The following is an 18,878-nucleotide window of genomic DNA, read 5'->3' as shown; positions in this document are numbered from 1 at the left end:
GGCCCCCTACCCGTCAGCGCGGTTGCGCGGATCTGGGTGAGATGAGTGCCGCCTCGGTTGAGGCGAAGTCACCACCAGTAGTTGTCCTGCGGCTGGTAGTGCTCCTCAAGCTCGGCGATCTCATCATCGGTGAGTGAGAGCTCCAGCGCCGCGACAGCGTCCGCCAAATGGTTCGCCTTCGTCGCACCCACGAGCGGGCAGGCGACCACCGGCTTGGACAGTAGCCAGGCCAGGGCCACCTGAGCCATCGGGACAGCGCGGGCTTCGGCGACCTTCTGGATGGTGTCCACGACGGGTTTGTCGACGTCCCGGTCGAATGTCTTGGCGACATCGTCCGAGGACGAGCGTGCGGTCCGTTGGCCCCAGGGCCGGGCCGCGCGTCCCTTGGCCAGCGGGGAGTACGGGGTCAGTCCGACGCCCTGGTCGAGGCACATGGGGATCATGTCTCGCTCCTCTTCCCGCTTGAGCACGTTGTACTGGTCCTGCATCGCGGAGAACGTCGTCCAACCGTTGATGACCGCGACGTGCTGCATCTTCGCGAACTGCCAGGCCCACATCGACGACGCGCCGAGGTAGCGCACCTTGCCCGCTTTGACCAGGCCGTCAAGGGTGGCCATGGTTTCCTCGACGGGCGTCTCGGGGTCGAAGCGGTGGATGTAGTAGACGTCGATGTAGTCGGTGCCCAGCCGCCGCAAGGAGGCGTCGACCTGTTCGAGGATGGCCTTGCGGGACAGGCCACTGCCGCCGGGGCCGTCGTGCATCTTTCCGCTGACCTTGGTGGCGAGCACGATGTCCTCGCGGCGGGAGAATCCGGTGATCGCTCGTCCGACGAACTCCTCCGAGGTGCCGCCCTGGTAGACGTTCGCGGTGTCCCAGAACGTGACGCCCAGTTCGACGGCTTGCCGGAAGTACGGGGCCGCGGCGTCCTCGTCCAGTGTCCACCGATGCATGCCGGCGGTCGGGTTGCCGTAGCTCATGCAGCCCAGCCCGATCCGGCTCACCTTCAGGCCGGTGTGGCCCAGCCGTGTGTACTCCACCTCATTGCCTCCAACTGATGGTGCGGCAGGGTGACGCCCTTTTGCGGTTTGTTGCGCACTGCAGTCCCGGACAGACGACGCCCGCCGGGCGGGTCCTTAGCCCACGGCCGTCTCAGTGCACATTGAGGAGGCGTTCGGCGCCGGTAAGGTCAGCCGACGCGGGCACTGGCCGTGCGGCCGGTGTTGTCGGCGGTCCAAGCCGCGAGCAGGCGCAGGCCGTCGCTGGACGGGGTGCGGGCCTCAGCGGTCCAGACGATGATCTGGAGGTCCGGCTCGGCGGCCCAGGTGACCGCGTTCCAGTCGAGGGTGAGATCGCCGACGACGGGGTGGTGCAGGTGTTTGGTGCCGGTGCCGCGGGTGGCCACCTGGTGGTCTGTCCACCATTGCCGGAACTGGGGGTACTGGGCGGACAACTCCTCGATGAGGGCGGTGAGTTGGGGATCGCCGGGGTTGGTGGAGTTGTGCATGCGCATCTGGGCGATGGCCAGGCGGGTGACGCCTTCCCAGTCCGCGTAGAGGTCCCGCATCGCCGGGTCGGTGAACAGCAGCCGGATGTAGTAACGCTGGTTGGCCGGAATTTTCCCGAAGTCGGTGATCAGTGCGGCGCCCATGGCGTTCCACGCGACGACCTCGGTGCGGGGCCCGATGACGAAGGCGGGGGTGTGCGTCATGTCGTCGAGCATCCGCTGCAGCTGGGGCTGGACCTTGTAGCGGGTGGGACGGTGATCCGGACGCCGTCTATCCCTGCCGGCCAGTTCGTGGAGGTAGGCGCGCTGGTCCTCGTCCAGGCGCAGCACCTGGGAGAGCGAGGCCAGAACGGAGGGGGATGCCTGGATACGGCCTTGTTCGAGGCGGGTGTAGTAGTCGGTGCTGATGGCGGCCAGCAGGGCGACCTCCTCCCGGCGTAGGCCGGCCACCCGCCGCGTTTGGCCGCTCGTGGGCAGGCCGACGTCGCCGGGGCTCAGCTCGCTGCGGCGGGCCTTGAGGAACTTGCCGAGGTCGTTGCGGTTCGGGTCGCGGGTCATGACTGCCAGCCTCGTACCGGATAGCTGCGTTGTGAGGGGAGATGCTCTCACGCACACGCTACCGCTCGTCGGGGGATGGCTCGGCGGCCCTGGGGCATGCACCCGAGGCCGCCGAAACAACGTCAGAGCTCATGGGTCAGCTCAGGGCTTTGACGATGTGCTGGGCCAGCGGAACGGCCGAGGCCGGGTTCTGGCCGGTGAACAGGTTGCGGTCCACTTCGACGTGCGGCTGGTACGGCTCGCCCTCGCGGTAGTCCACGCCCAGCTCGACCAGCCGGTCCTGCAGTAGCCACTTGGCCCGGTCGGCCAGGCCGTTCTGGATCTCCTCGGCGTTGCTGAGTGCGGTCAGGCGGTAGCCGGCGAACGGTGACCTGCCGTCGGCGTCGGTGGTGGCCAGCAGCGCCGCGGGTCCGTGGCAGACCAGGGCGATCAGCTTGCCGGAGGCGAGCCGTTCGGTGAGCAGCTTGCCGGACTCGGCGTTGTCGGGCAGGTCCTCCATGGGCCCCCACCCGCCGGGGTAGAAGACGGCGTCGTAGTCGCCGAGTTCGGCTTCTTCTATCCGCATCGGGTGCGCCAACTCGGTCGCCTGGCGCAGTGCGGCTTTCATCCGTTCGGCGCCATCGGGGCCGCCGTTGAACTCAGGGGTGAGGCTCAGCGCGTCGGCCGTGGGTGGCACGCCGCCCGGGGTCGCTGCTGCGATCTGGTAGCTGGCCTCCTTGAACACCTGGTACGGGCCGATGGCCTCCTCGGCCCAGAAGCCGGCCGGATGTTCGGTGCCGTCGGCCAGGGTCCAGTGGTCGGCGGCGGTGATCACGAAGAGGATCTTCGTCATGGGTTTTCTCCTCAAGGGTAGGGTTGCAGATCGTCTGGGGCTGGTGTGCTGGATGCCGTGGCGACCGGGGGATGCGGCGTCAGCCCAGGGCCGTCACGCGGGCCAGGCGCGGGAACAGGCGTCGTGCGTTGGCCGTGGTCAGGGACCGCCAGGTGCTGCCCGGCAGCGGGGGCTCGGCGGCGTCGATGGCGGCGACATGCGCGTCGGTGACCGGGGGCGGGGTCCAGCAGTAGTCGCTGCCGAACAGCAGGCGGTCCGGATCGACGAGTCCGAGCAGGGCGGGGATCTGTCGCGGGAAGGCGGTGCCGGCCATGTCGTAGGAGAACCGGCGCAGCTGCTCCACCACGTCGGTCGCGGCGGACTGGTGCGGCGGCAGGAAAAGCTTCGTGAACTCGGTGATGCGGTCGGCCAGTACGGGCAGCGCGCCGCCGCCGTGCGGGACGATGACCTGCAGGCCGGAGTGGCGGGCCAGGACGCCCTCCATCAGAAGGTCGGCCACGGTGCGGGCCGTGTCGAAGATGTACTCCACCATGGCTCGCGGTCGGCCCAGCGCCGTCTGCTCCCAGCTCGGCGGTGAGGTGGGGTGCAGGAAGACGACGGCGTGCCGGCGGCCGAGTTCGGCGAAGACGGGTTCGAGGCGCTGATCGCCCAGGTACACGCCGTGGGTGTTGGTCATCAGGGCCACACCGTCCGCGTCCAGGTGGTCGAAGGCGTAGGTGATCTCATCCAGCGTGCCGTCGACGTCCGGTAGCGGGAGAGCCACGAAGGAGCCGAAGCGGCCCGGATGGTCTCGGGCCAGCTCGGCGGTGTACTCGTTGACCTCGCGGGCGAGGCGGCGCGCGGCAGCGTCGTCACCGAAGTGCACCCCCGGCGAGGATATGGACAGCAGAGCCGTCGCGATCTCGTGCCGGTCCATCAGGGCCAGGTGTTCCTTCGCGGACCAGGACGGCCATGGGGCCATGCCGTCGGGCCGTTCGTGTCCGGCGGCGCTCGCCTGCCGGACGTAGGAATCAGTGACGAAGTGTGCGTGGACGTCAACGAAGCCTGCGCGCACGGCTGGTTTCATGATCGCCTCACGGTCGTCCTCCGGAAATACGGGAATTCGAGCTTCGACATCGCATTCGCCGGCGCGCCGAAGTCGCATTCTCTCGCTGAGTCTTTCCGCCTCCCGGGCGCCCGTGAATGGGAGAGTTTCATCCTGGGAGCCGGCTATCCAGGGAGGAAACTGTCCTCCTCACAAGGCTGGCCTGCGCTGCCATGCTGCGGAGACATGACTGCAACCCGTCGAGGAGCATGACATGTCCGACTCTGCGAACATCGCCGTCGTCCGCCGCCTGTACGAGTCCAAGGGCGACCCGGCCGTCGCTGAAGAGATCATGGCGCCGGACATCGTCTGGGACATCACACCGGGCTTTCCGGGCGGCGGCGTTTACCACGGCTTCGACAGCGTCGTGAACGACTTCTTCGGTCCGCTGTTCGGGCGGTTCGATGCCTTCTTCCCGGTGGGCGAGGAGTTCTACGCCGACGGCGACCACGTCACCGCCCTCGGGCACTACGAGGGAGCGACCAAGACGGGCACGAACGTCCAGGTGCGGTTCATCCACCTGTGGACCGTCCACGACGGCAAGCTCGCCCGGCTGCGGCAGGCCGCCGACAGCCTCGTCGTCGATCGCGCCCTGGGCGGCTGACGCTCGGTGCCTGACCAGGAGAAACGCGTCGCCTGGGTCGAGCTGTTCTTCGACCTGGTGTTCGTCGTCGCCCTCACGCAGGTGTCCAGCCTGCTGCATGCCGACCACTCCTGGCCGGGGGCGGCGCGGGCGCTGGTGGTGTTCATTCCGATCTACTGGGCGTGGGTGGGCATGACCATGCACGCCAACCTGCACGACGTCGATCGGACCCGCGCCCGGCTGGGTGCGTTCGCCGTCGGGTTGTGTGGCCTGTTCATGGCCCTGGCGCTGCCGGAGGCGTACGAGTCACGCGGTCTGTTGTTCGGGGCCAGCTACTGGGCCGCTCGTCTGGTGCTCTACGCGCTGATGTGGCGCAGCTACCGCGGTGTCGGGTTCAATCCCTTCACCGCGGCCGCGTTCGTCACCGGCCCGCTGCTCACGCTCGGCGGCCTGGCCGACGGCGGGGTACGGATGGCGCTGTGGGCGCTCGCGGCCGGGGTGGACCTGTCCGTCCCGTTCTTGGCCCGGCGGCGCATGGCCCGGATCGCGTACGAGCCGTCACACCTGCCCGAACGGTTCGGGCTGTTCCTCATCATCGCGCTCGGCGAGTCCGTCGCCGAGACCGGTGTGGTGGCCGGACACCAGCCACTGACCCCGGCCCGGCTCGCCGCGGTCGCCGTGGCCTTCGCGCTGACTTGCGCGCTGTGGTGGGTGTACTTCGCGTTCGCAGCCGGCGCCATCCGGTACGCGCTGCGCACCGCCGAGGTTGCCATCGAAGTGATCCGGCCGGTCCTGCCGTACGGGCACCTGGCGTTCGTCGGCGGCGTCATCGCGATCGCGGCCGCCACCGGCGAAGTGATCACGCACCCGCTCGCGCACCTGCACACCGACGTCGCGGCCCTGCTGTTCGGCGGCGCCGCGCTCTACCTGGCCACGTTCGGCTACACCAGGTGGCGGATGTTCCGCACCGTCTCCACCGCCCGGCTGAGTGCCGCCGCCCTGTGCCTGGCCGTGGTGCCGCTGGCTGGGCGCGTGCCGGCGCTCGCCGCGATGGCGGCGCTCGCCGCTGTGCTGGTCGCCCTCAATGTGTGGGAGGCCAGGACCGTGCAACGGGTCGAAGCCGCGGCATGAACTCGCACTCACCGGCGCGCCCGACGGCCTGCGAGCGGCTGCCGAGGCCGCCGGTGTCCGCATCGCCACCACCGCCGTGCATACCGAGCGAGCCTGGCTCGAACAGATCACGCACCTCGCAGCGGTGAAAGCCGTCGTTCCCGAGGTGGCCCAGATCTTCGACCTCGCCGACGCCGCCCAGGCCCACCGCCTCATCGAAACCGGCCATGTCCAAGGCAAGGTCGTCCTGCGGGCGTGAAATCCACGGCAGGGACGCGCGATCCATTCCCTCCCGGACCGTGCCGGACGCAGTATGCGCATAAAGGCGACCGGCCTTGCCGTCTCCGGCGGTGCGGGGTCCTGACCTGGTGCGAGTATTGGAGCCGTACGCTGGCGCTGGCGAGGGCCGGGTGCGCGGCGTGGACACCAGCCTCGGGGCTGACGGTCGTCGGGCGCTGACGGAGGCCTCGTTGACAGCCGCGGAAGCCGTGCTGTGCTGGGGAGCCTCGTCGCTACAAGGCCGCGCTGCCCGTCGGGGTCGCGTTCCAGGAGGAGAGGATCTGCAGGCCGTCGTAGGAGGCCGTGCCGGGTTCGGCGGTCCAGATGACGAGTTCCTGGTCGGCGTCGGTGCTACAGGTGAGGGTGTCCCAGTCGAGGGTGAGGGTGCGGGCGACCGGGTGGTTGAACGCCTTGGCGCCCATGGTGCGGGCGGCCACGTGGTGGGCTCCCCACCACTGCCGGAATTGTGGATTCTGCACTGACAGTTCGCCGACGAGGACGGCCAGGCGAGGGTCGTCGGGGTATTTGGTAGCGCGCATCCGCAGATGGGCGACGCACGTGCGGGCGACGGTATCCCAGTCCCCGTACAGCGATTTCATGGCGGGATCGGTAAAGAGGATGTGGACATAGTTGCGCTTCTTTTCCGGGACCTTCGCGAAATTGGTGAGCAGGGCGGCGGCAAGCGGATTCCAGGCCAGGATGTCCATGCTGCGGCCCAATACCATGCCCGGAATCGCGGTGAGGTCGTCGAGCAGTCGATGCAGCTGCGGTTGCACCTTTTGCGCGGTGCGCCGCCGCGGCCGCCCGGCCAGCTTTCCGGCCAGCTCGAACGCGTAGTCTCGTTGGCCGTCGTCCAGGTGCAGAACGCGGGCGAGGGCTGCCAGCACTGGCGCGGACGGATGGATACGGCCCTGCTCCAGGCGGGTGTAGTAGTCGGTGCTGATGGCGGCGAGTAGGGCGACCTCCTCTCGGCGGAGCCCGGCCACCCGACGCGGCGTACCGCTGTCAGGCAGGCCGACCGTACGGGGGCTGAGCTCGGCGCGCCGTGCCTTGAGGAATTCTCCCAGCTCGTTGAGATGCGCGTTGCTGGTCATACTCACCAGTTTGGCACTGCCCCCGTTAGTAAAGGGGGGAGAGTTTCCTCCCTGGATAGTTCTCTCCCAGGATGAAACCTTTCCCTGTGCGGGGCCTGCGCGATGGTGGCAAGGTCGATGACGTGACCCGTTAGCCGCCCATTCGAATGGCCGGAGGCTGTTCTCCGGCTCTCGCTGAGGGGAGAAAACGGTATGGAACTACTGGAGCAGTCGCCGACTGCAGAAGGGCCGGCCGAGTGGTTTACCGGTGACGTGTGGTTCGATGTCATCTACCGGGGCGAGGAGCCCTCCCGGGCCCGGGCGAACATGGTCAGGTTCGCGCCGGGCGCCCGTACCGCCTGGCACTCCCACGCACTGGGACAGACTCTCTACATCGTCGAAGGCATCGCCCCGGGTGCAGTCCCGCGGCGGCGAGATCATCGATGCTCACCCCGGCGATGCCGTCTACACACCCCCCGGGTGAGGAACCCTGGCACGGTGCCGCGCCCGACCAGTTCATGATCCACCTCGCGCTGTGGGAGACGGACGACGCCACATGGCTCGAACACGTCGCCGAGGAGGAGTACAACGGCCCGCGCATCAGCACCCGCACCCGCCCCTGACGCCGCGGCAGACCTGAGAAAGACCTGGGAAGGCATCATGCGAGCAACCATCATTCACGCGCCCGGTGACATCCGGGTGGAGAACGCCCCCGAGCCGAAGATCGTGGCAGCGACGGACGCGGTCATTCGCACCGTCGCCACCTGCGTGTGCGGCTCGGACCTGTGGAGCTACCGGGGCATCAACCCGGTCGCCGAGCCGCAGCCGATCGGCCACGAATACGTCGGCGTCGTCGAGGAGGTCGGCAGCGACGTATCGATCATCAAGCCCGGCCAGTTCGTCATCGGCTCCTTCGCGGCCTCGGACAACATCTGCCCGATCTGCCGGGCCGGCTACCACACCTCCTGCCAGCACGGGCAGTGGGTCATCGGCTGCCAGGCCGAGTACGTCCGCGTCCCCCTCGCCGATGGCACCCTGGTCGCCACCCCACAGCAGCCGGCCGAGGAGCTGATCCCGAGCCTGCTGACCCTGTCCGACGTCATGGGCACCGGCTGGTACGCCGCCAGAGCGGCCGAGGTCAAGCCCGGTTCGACGACCGTGGTCGTGGGTGACGGCGCGGTGGGCCTGTCCGGCGTCATCGCCGCAAAGGAACTGGGCGCCGAACGCATCATTGCCATGAGCCGGCACGAGTCCCGTCAGAAGCTGGCCCTGGAGTTCGGCGCCACCGACATCGTCACCGAGCGCGGCGAGGACGGCGTCGCCCGCGTCACGGAGCTCACGAACGGCGTCGGCGCCGACTCGGTCCTGGAGTGCGTCGGCACCCAGCAGTCGATGCACCAGGCCCTGCTGTCCACCCGCCCCGGCGGCAACGTCGGCTTCGTCGGGATGCCTCACGACGTGCAGATCGACGGCCAGCAGCTCTTCTTCTCCCACGTCGGTCTGCGCGGTGGCCCCGCCCCTGTGCGCGCCTACCTTCCCGACCTGATCGACCGCGTTTTCAGCGGCCGTATCAACCTGGGCAAGGTCTTCGACCTCACCCTGCCCCTGGAGGAGGTCGCCGAAGGTTACAAGGCCATGGACGAGCGCCGCGCCATCAAGGCACTGCTGCGTCCCTGACCTGAAGCCTGGGGCAAGGAGGGCACGGCCAGCAGCCGGCGCTGGCCCACACCCCCAACCAGCCAGCGGTAACCGCGCTCGCCCACCGCAGCCAAGCAGAACGGACCCACCGCCATGACCAGCGAGGCGATCGCCACTGTCGAGGCGTATGTGGAAGCCCTCGGCACGCGCGACATGAAGCGGATCCTGTCCCACTTCGCTTCCGACGCGACCTGGATGATCCCGGGCGATCCGGCACTGACTCCCTGGGCCGGGCGCCGCTGCGGGCCAGAGGAGATCCGGGAGTCCCTCACCGCGTTTTTCGCAGTCGTCGAGCCGCTCGTATTCGAGCTGCAGACCATGGTGGAGGCCGACGGACGGGTACTGGCACCGGGCCGATACGCCTCCCGGTTCCATCCCTCAGGACCAGGTACTCCACAACGAGATGATCCTGCGATTCACCGTCGCCGACGGTGTGATCACCGACTATCGCGTCTTCGAGAGGCTCGCTCGCAATCACACGTACTTACCTCGGTGAGCCCCTCACCACCACTCCCTCCTGGCCGCAGGTCTTCGGCCACCCTCCACCACAGCGGCGCCCGTTCGTATGCCTATCTCGGTCTCAGGAGTCCACCGCATGTCCGCCCCGCCCCCCGTGTCCCCATCGACCGCCGGTGGCACCCAACGGCGCCATCCCGCCCCCGTTTTCGCGCTCTCGGCCGCTCTGCTCGGCTTCTTCGTCATCACCCTCGACGCCTCGGTCGTCAACGTCGCCCTGCCTGACATTCGCAGCGACCTCGGCGGCGGCATGAGCGGACTGCAGTGGGTGATGGACGGCTACATCCTGATGTTCGCGGCGCTGCTGCTGTCGGCAGGGTCCCTGAGCGACCGTGCCGGCGCACGGCGTGCGTTCGGGATCGGTCTCGCGGTGTTCGTCGTCTCCTCGGCGGCATGCGGCCTGGCACCGGATCTGGCCACGCTGGTCATCGCCCGCATGGTGCAGGGTTTGGGCGCGGCGATGATGACGCCGTCATCCCTGACGCTGATCCGCGAGGCCTACAGTGACACTGTCAAGCGAGGCCGGGCGATCGCGCTGTGGACCATCGGCGGCTCTGTGGCCGCGGCGGCCGGCCCCGTGGCGGGCGGTGCCCTGAACCTGGTCAGCTGGCGAATGATCTTCTTGATCAACCTGCCGGTCGGCCTGATTGCGCTGGTGCTGCTGGCCCGCGTGGCGCACTCGTCGCGCCGTGAGGTGCCGTTCGACTGGACCGGGCAGATCGCGGCCGTGCTGGCCATGGGGGCGCTGACCTTCGGGGTGATCGAGGCAGGCGCCGACGGCCTCGGCGCGCCCCGGGTGCTCGGGGCGTTGGTGATTGCCGTCCTGGCGCTGGCCGTCTTCGTCGCCGCTCAGGCGCGCGGAAGGCATCCGATGGTTCCGCTGGAGGTGTTCCGCTCTCGAGTCGTGGTGATCGCCTCGGGGACCGGCTTTGCGTTCATCGGCGGCTTCCAGGGCATGGTGTTCGTCTACAGTCTCTACTTCCAGGAGCAGCGCGGGTTGTCCTCCTTCGCCACCGGCCTCGCCTTCGTGCCGATGACCGTCCTGTCCGGCTTCGTCAGCTTGCTGGTGGCCAGGCTGGCCGAGAGGTTCGGGCCTCGCGTGCCCATCGTCGGCGGCATGCTCCTCATGGGTGCGGGCATGACGGTGCTGGCACTCCTGCCCGCCTCCACCCCCGTGTGGGCGCTGTCCCTCGTGATGATCCCGGTGGGCATCTGCGGGCCGCTGGCCATGGCTCCGACGACGGCGGTCCTGCTGGAGGGCGTTCCCGCCGACCGCTCGGGCGTGGCCGGCGGCGTGTTCAACACCAGCCGCCAGGTCGGCGGAGCCTTGGCCGTCGCGGTGTTCGGCGGCCTGCTGGCAGGCCACGACAGCATTCTGCACGGCCTACGCCAAAGCCTGGTCATCGCCGCGGTGATCGCCTTCGTCAGCGCGGCGGCGAACCTCTTCCTGCGGCCGGCCCGAAGACCGTGAGCTTCCTTTTGCCCTCACCGGATCGAGGAAACAGGAGAAGGACCGATGACGACATGGACAAGCAACGAGCTCACCCGCATCGCCGAGGCCGATGAGTTGGAGATGGCGCCGCTCCGGCATGACGGCACCTTGCGCAAGCCGGTGCCGATCTGGGTCGTCCGCGACGGTGACGACCTGTACGTCCGCTCCTACCGAAGTGCCGATGCTGATTCGTATGGAGCTCGACGCCGTCGCGCACCGGTTCGCGCGGAACAACCGGATTCGGCTGGTCGTTGCGGGCGGGTCGCATCCGCGCTGGGAGCGGAATCTTGGAACAGGCGACGACCCGGCTACTTCAACGAGGATGCTGCCGTCACACCGGACGATCGACCTGTCGATCTCACGGGTCGTGGTTTCGGTCACCCAATCGTCCGGGGTATGAAGGCACCTCTGCAAAAGCCCTCAACCTGGCCACTTTTCCTCGGTCGGATCTCGTTGGCCTCGGCCATGTTGCGGGCGAACCGGTCGAACGTGGTCACCGTGAGGACGCTGCCGTCCCACATAGCGGCGAGGGCCTGGTCGAGGGCACCGCGGTTGCGGCAGATCTACCGCCTACGCTGCAACTCGCAGGCCACTGATCAGCAGTTACCTCAATTCGCGGCCCGTTTCCGCCGTATTCCGGTGGCACCCCCACCAGAGGCGCGGCCGGGCTCACCTGTACGAGCTGACGTGGCCGGCCCCCGGCATGGGCGGCGATGCCCTCGGTGCCTGTCACGGGCTCGGCCTGCCGCTGACGTTCGGCAACCTGACCGCTGGAGCGGCAGGACTGCTGCTTGGACAGGAGCCGCCACCAGCCGCGGCCGAGCTGTCGGCCCGGGTTCGCGCGGCATGGATGCCTTCGCCACGACCGGGGATCCGGGCTGGCCGGCGTACGAGCCACAAAACAGGCATACCTGGGTCATCGACATCGAGCCGGGCATAACAGCGTATCCGGAGGAGATCTCCCGTGGGTTGTGGGCCGGGCACGCCTTCGCCCCCCTCACGTTGCGGGCGCGGCCGTAGCCGGTCCAGCCCTGCCACATCCGCGGGAAGGAGGGCGATCGAGGTAACGCGCCATCGTGGTCAGCTCGCGGGCGATGCGTGGCAGATCCGTTCGCGAGGAGCCAGTGCTCCAGTGTTCAACGACCTGATGAGCCGCACGCCTGAACCACAAAGCGACATATATCACATTTCATGGATATTATGTGACATTTTGCAACGAATCGGGCAGTTCTAGCGATCTGGAGGAAATGGGGGATCCAACATGTGCGGCATCTGCGGATGGGTGGACTTCGAGCGCGACCTGCGGGCGGCCAGGGAGACCGCGCAGGCGATGACGGACACGATGGCGTGTCGCGGCCCCGACGACGAAGGGCTCTGGATCGCGCCGCATGCCGCGATCGGCCACCGCAGACTCGCCATCATCGACCTCGCCGGCGGACGGCAGCCGATGCTGGCGGACGACGACGGCCGGAAGCCCGCCGTGCTGACATACAGCGGAGAGGTGTACAACTATCGCGAGCTACGCGCGGAGCTGACCGCCCGCGGGCACCGCTTCCGAACCCGGAGCGACACCGAGGTCGTGCTGCGCGCCTACGTCGAGTGGGGCGAGGACCTGGCCGACCGCCTGAACGGCATGTACGCCTTCGCGGTCTGGGATGCCCGCGACGAGGAACTGCTGCTGGTCCGCGACCGCATGGGCATCAAGCCGCTGTACTATTACCCGACGCGGCACGGCGTGCTGTTCGGCTCGGAGCCCAAGGCCATCCTCGCCAACCCGCTCGCCCGCCGGGTGCTCGATATCGACGGGCTGCGCGAGCTGATGGCGTTCGTCAAGACGCCGGAGCACGGCGTGTTCACAGGCATGTACGAGGTGCGCCCCGGCCAGCTCGTCCGGGTGAACCGCGACGGCGTCCGCAAGCGCCGCTATTGGCGGCTCGAATCCCACGAGCACCCGGACGACGTCGATTCCACGGTCAAGACGGTCCGCAGCCTGCTGGACGACATCGTCGCCCGCCAGCTCATCAGCGACGTGCCCCTGTGCGCGCTGCTGTCTGGTGGCCTCGACTCCAGCACGATCACCGCGCTGGCCGCGAAGGACCTGCGGGAGCAGCACCTGGGCCCGGTCCGCTCGTTCGCCGTCGACTTCGCCGGCTACGCCGAGCACTTCAGGCCCGATCTCCTGCGCTCGACGCCCGACGCGCCGTACGTGCACCAGCTGGCCCGGCACGTCGGCGCCGAGCACACTGACGTCGTGCTCGACTCGGCCGACCTGATGGACCCTGCCGTGCGAGGAGCCGTGCTGCGCGCCCGCGACCTGCCGCTCGGCATCGGCGACATGGACACCTCGCTGTACCTGCTGTTCAAGGCGATCCGCGGGCATTCCACGGTCGCGCTGTCCGGGGAGTCGGCCGACGAGGTGTTCGGCGGCTACCGGTGGTTCCACGACGCCGGGGCGGTCGCGGCCGACAGCTTCCCGTGGCTCGCCGGCCCCGGCCTCGCCGCTCATACGGGGGCGGAGCGGCTGTTCAGGGACGATGTGGCACGTGCCCTGGACCTCTCCGGCTACCGGGACGAGCTCTACCGCGAGGCGATCGCCGAGGTGCCCCGGCTGCCCGGCGAGACCGGGCACGAGCGGCGCATGCGCGAGATCAGTTACCTGCACCTCACCCGGTTCGTGCAGATCCTGCTCGATCGCAAGGACCGGATGAGCATGGCCGTGGGGCTGGAGGTCCGGGTGCCGTTCTGCGACCACCGGCTGGTGGAGTACGTCTTCAACGCCCCCTGGTCGTTCAAGACCTTCGACGGGCGCGAGAAGAGCCTGCTGCGTGCCGCCGCCGCGGACCTGCTGCCCGAGTCCGTCCTGCGGCGCGTCAAGAGCCCGTACCCCGCCACCCAGGATCGTTCCTACGACCAGGTCCTGCGCGACCGCGCCGACGCGCTGCTCCGCGCCGGGGACCTGCCCAGTGCCCGGCTGATCGACACGGACAAGGCCCGCGCCCTCGTCGACCAGCCCGCCGACGGGACCGGGGAGCCGTCCGCGCGCGCCTCACTGGAACGCCTGCTCCAGCTCGACCAGTGGCTCAACAAGTACCAGGTCGACCTCGCCCTCTGACCTGCTTCTCGCCTCTGGGGACGGCCCCGCACCGGCTCACGGTACGTCGTTGCGCTGCAGATCGAAGAAGATGATTTTCGGCTCCTGCAGCTCGCGGCCCTCACCCTCGCGGAACCTGCCAGCAGGAAGTTGACGACCATACCGACCGCTGGGGTGAGCCGCTGCCTCGGCCGCTACGGGAGCCTCCGTCCACCGGCCGCCAGGACGGCACGTACGCAGCGGTGTGCGGCAACGACGAGCGCAACGCGAACTCGTGGCCGAGGCCGAGGCCGAGCGTACGGCGCGCACCGTGGGCGACCGCCGTGCCGCGGCCGCCGAGCAGGCCCATCCCATTACCTCTGCCTTTCCCTCCCCCATCAGCCGGCGGCGAGGCCAGTCCAGGAGATCGCCAGGTGTAGCGCTTTGACACCTCGTATGGGTAACCGCTATCTATTGGCTAGCCGTTAGGGGGTGGAATGCAGGACGCAGTGCTGGCGATGCTCGCCAAAGAGCCGTCGCACGGGTACCACCTGCGCGTTCGGCTGCGGCAGAGTCTTGGCCCGCTGGGCGAGTCGATGAACTCCGGTCAGATCTATGTGACCTTGGCCCGGCTGGAAAGAGCGGGGCTCGTGGTCTGCGAATGGGCGGATGGCCTTCCCGAGCGGCCGGAGCGCAAGGTTTATGCGCTGACGCCGGCCGGGCAGCAGCGGGTGGCCGCCTGGCTGGCCGAGGTGGGCTGGCCGAAACCGGACCTGGCGGAGTTTCATCTCAAGCTCATCGCGGCCGCCGCGGCCCGGCTGGCCGACCCGGTCGAGCTGGTGGCGGCGCAGCGCCGTGAATTGCTGCGCCGCATGCGTGAGGCGCAGCAGGCGGCGCTGGCCGAGCCGGCGGGATCGGCCGCCGGCCTGCTGCTGGAAGGGGTCGTGCTGCGGCTGCAGGCGGACCTGCGCTGGCTGGCGGCCTGCGAGCGAGCCTGGTCCAAGGGCGATGACAGAGTTGAGGGTGGATGAACGTGTCAAGTGCCGCGGTCCGGGCTCGCGGCCTGGTGAAGACGCATGGTCAGGGGCAGAGCCGGGTCCGGGCGGTTGACGCCGTCGACCTGGAGGTGCCGCAGGGACAGATGCTGGCGGTGATGGGGCCCAGCGGCTGCGGGAAATCCACTCTGCTGCACCTGCTGGGTGGCCTGGAGCGGCCCACCGGTGGGGAGGTGTGGCTGGCCGGTCGGCGCATCGACACCTTGAGCGAGCGGGCCTTGGCGCGGCTGCGGCGCCGGTCGGTGGGGTTCATCTTCCAGGCCTTCCATCTGGTGGAGGAGCTGTCGGCGGCCGAGAACGTGGAGCTGCCCGTGCTGCTGGCCGGGCGCTCGCGGCGCGAGGCCAGGCGGCGCGCGAGCCTGCTGCTGGAGCGGGTCGGGCTCGCCGACCGTGCCCGGCATCTGCCGTCGCAACTGTCCGGTGGGCAGCGTCAGCGGGTTGCCATCGCCCGCGCGCTGGCCAACGACCCGCTGGTCGTCCTGGCCGACGAGCCGACCGGCAACCTCGACACCGCGGCGACCCTCGATGTGCTGAGGATCTTCGAGGAGCTGCGTTCCGCGGGGCAGACCCTCGTGATCGTCACGCACGACGAAAGGGTCGCGGCCACCGCGGACCGGCTGATCTCGATGCGCGACGGGATGTTCGTCGACGACACCCTGCTCGTCGGCTCCCATACGCGCGGGCTCGGCGGGCTGATCGGGCTGGGGGGCTGAACGTCATGGGCTCCATCGTGCTCGTCGTGCGCCTGGTGCTGGCTGACGTGCGCCGGCACAAGGTTCAGGCCGCGATGCTCCTGCTCGCGGTCACCGTGGCCACCGCCACGATGGCACTGGGCCTGTCCCTGCGCGGCGTGAGCGACGCGCTGTACGAGCAGACCCGCGCGGCCACCGCCGGGCCGGACGTGGTGGCACTCTCCGGCGACACGGGCCCCGCCGTGACCTCGGCCCTGGCCTCGCTGGCGAACGAGACCGAGGTCATCGCCTACCATGGCCCTTATCGCATCGTCTACGCCGACCTCACCACGCGCGATTCCACCTCGTCTCCGGTGGTGGTGCAAGGTTTCGGCGTGACGCCCGGCGCGGTCAACCGGCCGCTGCTGACCTCGGGTCAGTGGGTACGCTCCGGCGGCACGGTCCTCGAACGCGGTTTCGCCACCGCGCTGGGCGTCGGCGTCGGCGACCGCGTCACCATCGCCGGCCGGTCGTACCCCGTCGTCGGGATCGCTGTCACCGCGGCCACCTCCATCTACCCCTGGGCGGCGCAGATCGGCCCGGGCGGTGGTCCCAGCGACTACAGCGGCCTGGCATGGATGACCCGATCAGATGCCCGGACACTGGCGTCGTCCCAAGATCTCCCGGTGACCTTGGCCGTGGACCTCAAGCTGCGCGACCCCGCCGAGACCGAGGCCTTCCTCGATGCCCACCGCGCCCCCACTATCAGGATCAACTTTCGCTCCTGGCAGTTCACGGCCAAACAGGACATAGTCATCCTCAAGAACAGCCAGCCGATCCTGGTCGTCGGTAGCTGGCTGCTCAGCTTCCTGGCCATCACCGGAGTGGCGGCGCTGGCCGCGGGACGCGCCGTCGAGCAGACGCGCCGGGCAGGACTGCTCAAGGCCGTCGGCGCCACCCCGGGTCTGATCGCCACCGTCCTGCTCACCGAGTACCTGGCGCTGGCGCTGGTCGGCGACGCGCTGGGGCTGCTGATCGCCCGCCTGGCCGTGCCCGCCATCGCCAGCCCCACCGCCAGCCGGATCGGCGACGCCGCCGGGCTGACCGGCGCCACCGTTGCCACGGCGACCGTCCTCGCCGTGGCGGTGGCGGTGCTGTCCACGCTGCGGCCCACGCTGCGGGCTCTGCGTACGGCGACCGTCACGGCGCTGACCGCCACCGCGCATCAGCCCCGTCACCGACCCTGGCTCACCGCGCTGTCCGCGCTGCTGCCCACGCCGCTTCTGCTCGGGCTGCGGCTGACCGCCCGCCGGCCGGGCCGCGCCGTGCTGCAGGCGTGCTCCACCGCCACCACAGTGATCGCGATCGTCGCCCTGCTGACCCTGTACGCCCAGCCGGAGAGGGGCTACGGCCTGGATGGCTCCTCCGCCCTGCCCAACCTGCGAGGCGAGCACGACCGCCAGCTGATGCTCGCCGTCACCATCCTGCTGATCGCACTCGCCGTCGTGAACACCATCACGTTCACCTGGACCACTGCCATAGAGGCCCGGGCGAACATGGCCATCGCACGTACGCTCGGCGCCACCCCAGGGCAGATCTCCGCAGGGCTGTCCACCGCCCAGCTCCTGCACAGCCTGCCCGGCGCCATCATCGGCGTCCCTCTGGGCATCGGCCTGCTCTCGCTCTTCGCCGCCAGGAATGCGGTGGATCCCCCCTCCTCCTGGCTGCTCGGCGCCGTACTCGCGATTCTCCTGGCGACAGCGGCACTCACCGCCCTGCCCGCACGCCTGGCGGCCCGCCGGCCCGTGGCACAGGCCCTCAGCGCCGAAACGGCCTGACCGGACCCAGCCCAGTATCTGGCTGATCGTCGGCCTCACCGTGCGGACCCGGCCGCCGTCATGGGGGCGTCCACTTTGATCCTCTTCCCGCTGACCTTCGTGAGCTCGGCGTTCGCGCTGCCGGAGACCTATGCCGGCCTGGGTGCAGGAGTTCGTGACCGTCAACCCGGTGACGCTCCTCATCGAGGCGGCGCGCGGCCTCCTCGACGGCGTGCCCGACGCCGGGGACATCGCGCTCGTCCTCGCGCTCTCAGGTGCCATGACGGTCGTGTTCGCCCCGATCGCGCTCCGGCTCTACAACCGCAGGGCCTGAGCGGCCCGGGGCGTCGCCGCGTCACGTACGCCCGGAGGCGGGTCGCCGCAGGTCGCGATCAGTGATGCCGCAGATAATCGAGCGCCAAACTCCAGCCGGAGTGCTGCATCGGGCCGAGAAGAATGACGCGGCTCAGGTTCTCAAAAGCTCAGACCAGATCTTCTTGATCAAGCTTGCCGTGAGCTTCCGCCGACAGGTCCTGCCAGTCGGCCCAGGTCTTGAGCCGGTCGGCGTAGACCTGCTGGAGCATTGGGTAGAAGCCCTGGCCGAAGAGCACCCGCAGGGGTGGGTTGTCGGAGTCGACGAGCTTGAGGAGTGCCTGGGCCGCGGCGGCCGGGTCGCCGGCGGGCTGCTTTCCGGCGACCGCGCCGAGGCGTCGACGGAGACCGTCGTAGGCCGGGTCGGTCTGGGCCATGTGGCCGTTGGCGAGCGGATCGGGGTTCTTGCCGTCCCTGGTGGCGAAGCCGCCGGGCTCGATGATGGTCACCTTGACGCCGAAGTCGGCGACCTCGCCGGCGAGGGCTTCGTTCAAGCCTTCGAGGGCCCACTTGGAGGCGTGGTATGCGCCGCCGAGCGGCATGGCGATGACCCCGGCCGCCGAGGACAGCTGGATGATGTGCCCTGAGCGCTGCTCGCGCAGGTAGGGCAGCGCGGCCTGGATCACCCACACCGCACCGAACAGGTTGGTCTCCAGCTGGTCGCGCAGTTCCCGCTCGGTCAGCTCCTCGACCGCGCCGACCTGGGCGTAGCCGGCGTTGTTCACGATGACGTCGAGACGGCCGAAGTGCTCCTTCGCCCGCTGCACGCTCTCGAAGACGGCGGCCTTGTCGGCCACGTCCAGCTCCAGCGGGAGCACCGCGTCGCCATAGGCGGTGACCAACTCGTCAAGGCTTGCGGTGTTCCGGGCGGTCGCGGCCACCCGGTCGCCGCGGGACAGGGCGGCCTCGACGAAGTTACGGCCGAGGCCGCGGGACGAACCGGTGACGAACCAGACCTTGCTCATGATTTCTTTCCGTTCTTTCTGCGGTGGCGGGTGTGCGGCGGTCACCACGCAACGGGCCAAGGCGATCATTCGCGGAGTTGTGTGCCGCGCGTATCGTTCGCGCTGCGTCCTGACGAGCATGAGGCGCCGGCGACCCGATCCCTGTGACAGTGCGGTCATGTGACGTGCGCCACCGATCATGGGTGTCACACAGCGGTGA

Annotated in this window: 18 protein-coding genes and 1 pseudogene; 13 read left to right on the top strand and 6 right to left on the bottom strand. The window is 69.2% G+C overall.

Annotation, left to right across the window (positions count from 1 at the left end; genetic code table 11):
• Window positions 1–68: 68 nt before the first annotated feature.
• From ACTWPT_RS33910 to ACTWPT_RS33895, 4 genes are all read right to left on the bottom strand, one after another.
• Complete coding sequence (locus ACTWPT_RS33910; RefSeq protein WP_443181582.1) at window positions 69–1,037, bottom strand: aldo/keto reductase; 969 nt, start codon at window positions 1,035–1,037, stop codon at window positions 69–71.
• A 149-nt stretch (window positions 1,038–1,186) separates the two neighbouring features.
• Window positions 1,187–2,062, bottom strand: coding sequence for a helix-turn-helix domain-containing protein (locus ACTWPT_RS33905; protein WP_443181581.1), 876 nt, complete (start codon window positions 2,060–2,062; stop codon window positions 1,187–1,189).
• Between the two features lie 136 nt (window positions 2,063–2,198).
• Window positions 2,199–2,894 carry a type 1 glutamine amidotransferase domain-containing protein gene (locus ACTWPT_RS33900; RefSeq protein ID WP_443181580.1) on the bottom strand — a complete coding sequence of 232 codons (696 nt, stop codon included), beginning with the start codon at window positions 2,892–2,894 and terminating at the stop codon, window positions 2,199–2,201.
• A 79-nt stretch (window positions 2,895–2,973) separates the two neighbouring features.
• Window positions 2,974–3,960 (bottom strand): amidohydrolase family protein, encoded by a 987-nt coding sequence (locus ACTWPT_RS33895; RefSeq protein ID WP_443181579.1) that lies wholly within the window; start codon window positions 3,958–3,960, stop codon window positions 2,974–2,976.
• A gap of 232 nt (window positions 3,961–4,192) precedes the next feature.
• On the opposite strand from ACTWPT_RS33895, the gene ACTWPT_RS33890 reads away from it, so the two are divergent.
• Genes ACTWPT_RS33890 through ACTWPT_RS33880 form a run of 3 tightly spaced genes read left to right on the top strand, consistent with a single transcriptional unit; the run spans window position 4,193 to window position 5,930 of the window.
• Window positions 4,193–4,582 (top strand): nuclear transport factor 2 family protein, encoded by a 390-nt coding sequence (locus ACTWPT_RS33890; RefSeq protein WP_443181578.1) that lies wholly within the window; start codon window positions 4,193–4,195, stop codon window positions 4,580–4,582.
• 6 nt (window positions 4,583–4,588) lie between these two features.
• On the top strand, window positions 4,589–5,692 hold the full coding sequence (locus ACTWPT_RS33885) for a low temperature requirement protein A (protein ID WP_443181577.1): 1,104 nt from the start codon (window positions 4,589–4,591) through the stop codon (window positions 5,690–5,692).
• A complete protein-coding gene (locus tag ACTWPT_RS33880) occupies window positions 5,646–5,930 on the top strand; it encodes a zinc-binding dehydrogenase (protein WP_443181576.1) in 285 nt (94 codons plus the stop codon). The genes ACTWPT_RS33885 and ACTWPT_RS33880 overlap by 47 nt, the downstream gene beginning before the upstream one ends.
• 253 nt (window positions 5,931–6,183) lie before the next feature.
• On the opposite strand, the gene ACTWPT_RS33875 is transcribed toward ACTWPT_RS33880, so the two are convergent.
• Window positions 6,184–7,044 (bottom strand): helix-turn-helix domain-containing protein, encoded by an 861-nt coding sequence (locus ACTWPT_RS33875; protein ID WP_443181575.1) that lies wholly within the window; start codon window positions 7,042–7,044, stop codon window positions 6,184–6,186.
• Between the two features lie 437 nt (window positions 7,045–7,481).
• Here ACTWPT_RS33875 and ACTWPT_RS33870 point away from each other — a divergent pair, with 437 nt between their 5' ends.
• From ACTWPT_RS33870 to ACTWPT_RS33825, 10 genes and pseudogenes are all read left to right on the top strand, one after another.
• Entirely contained in the window at window positions 7,482–7,646 is a 165-nt protein-coding gene (locus ACTWPT_RS33870) for a hypothetical protein (RefSeq protein WP_443181574.1), read from the top strand.
• A 37-nt stretch (window positions 7,647–7,683) separates the two neighbouring features.
• Entirely contained in the window at window positions 7,684–8,700 is a 1,017-nt protein-coding gene (locus ACTWPT_RS33865) for a zinc-dependent alcohol dehydrogenase family protein (protein WP_443181573.1), read from the top strand.
• 114 nt (window positions 8,701–8,814) lie between these two features.
• Window positions 8,815–9,099 (top strand): annotated as a pseudogene (locus ACTWPT_RS33860) (nuclear transport factor 2 family protein); the annotation flags it as partial.
• 217 nt (window positions 9,100–9,316) lie between these two features.
• On the top strand, window positions 9,317–10,708 hold the full coding sequence (locus ACTWPT_RS33855; protein WP_443181572.1) for an MFS transporter: 1,392 nt from the start codon (window positions 9,317–9,319) through the stop codon (window positions 10,706–10,708).
• A 45-nt stretch (window positions 10,709–10,753) separates the two neighbouring features.
• Window positions 10,754–11,749 (top strand): DUF2255 family protein, encoded by a 996-nt coding sequence (locus tag ACTWPT_RS33850; protein WP_443181571.1) that lies wholly within the window; start codon window positions 10,754–10,756, stop codon window positions 11,747–11,749.
• 241 nt (window positions 11,750–11,990) lie between these two features.
• A complete protein-coding gene (gene asnB / locus ACTWPT_RS33845) occupies window positions 11,991–13,841 on the top strand; it encodes an asparagine synthase (glutamine-hydrolyzing) (RefSeq protein ID WP_443181570.1) in 1,851 nt (616 codons plus the stop codon).
• Between the two features lie 455 nt (window positions 13,842–14,296).
• A complete protein-coding gene (locus ACTWPT_RS33840; protein ID WP_443181569.1) occupies window positions 14,297–14,830 on the top strand; it encodes a PadR family transcriptional regulator in 534 nt (177 codons plus the stop codon).
• Window positions 14,827–15,567, top strand: coding sequence for an ABC transporter ATP-binding protein (locus tag ACTWPT_RS33835; protein ID WP_443181568.1), 741 nt, complete (start codon window positions 14,827–14,829; stop codon window positions 15,565–15,567). Before ACTWPT_RS33840 ends, ACTWPT_RS33835 begins: the two co-directional genes overlap by 4 nt.
• 5 nt (window positions 15,568–15,572) lie before the next feature.
• On the top strand, window positions 15,573–17,363 hold the full coding sequence (locus ACTWPT_RS33830; RefSeq protein WP_443181567.1) for an FtsX-like permease family protein: 1,791 nt from the start codon (window positions 15,573–15,575) through the stop codon (window positions 17,361–17,363).
• A gap of 142 nt (window positions 17,364–17,505) precedes the next feature.
• Window positions 17,506–17,676: a hypothetical protein gene (locus tag ACTWPT_RS33825; RefSeq protein ID WP_443181566.1), complete on the top strand. Its 171-nt coding sequence runs from the start codon at window positions 17,506–17,508 to the stop codon at window positions 17,674–17,676.
• Window positions 17,677–17,824: 148 nt separating this feature from the next.
• On the opposite strand, the gene ACTWPT_RS33820 is transcribed toward ACTWPT_RS33825, so the two are convergent.
• Window positions 17,825–18,679 (bottom strand): SDR family NAD(P)-dependent oxidoreductase, encoded by an 855-nt coding sequence (locus ACTWPT_RS33820; RefSeq protein WP_443181565.1) that lies wholly within the window; start codon window positions 18,677–18,679, stop codon window positions 17,825–17,827.
• Window positions 18,680–18,878: the final 199 nt, after the last annotated feature.

This window comes from Nonomuraea sp. 3N208 (assembly GCF_052245935.1).
Taxonomy (GTDB): domain Bacteria; phylum Actinomycetota; class Actinomycetes; order Streptosporangiales; family Streptosporangiaceae; genus Nonomuraea.
Note: the sequence above shows the minus strand (reverse complement) of the source record. Positions and strands in the feature narration are given on the sequence as shown.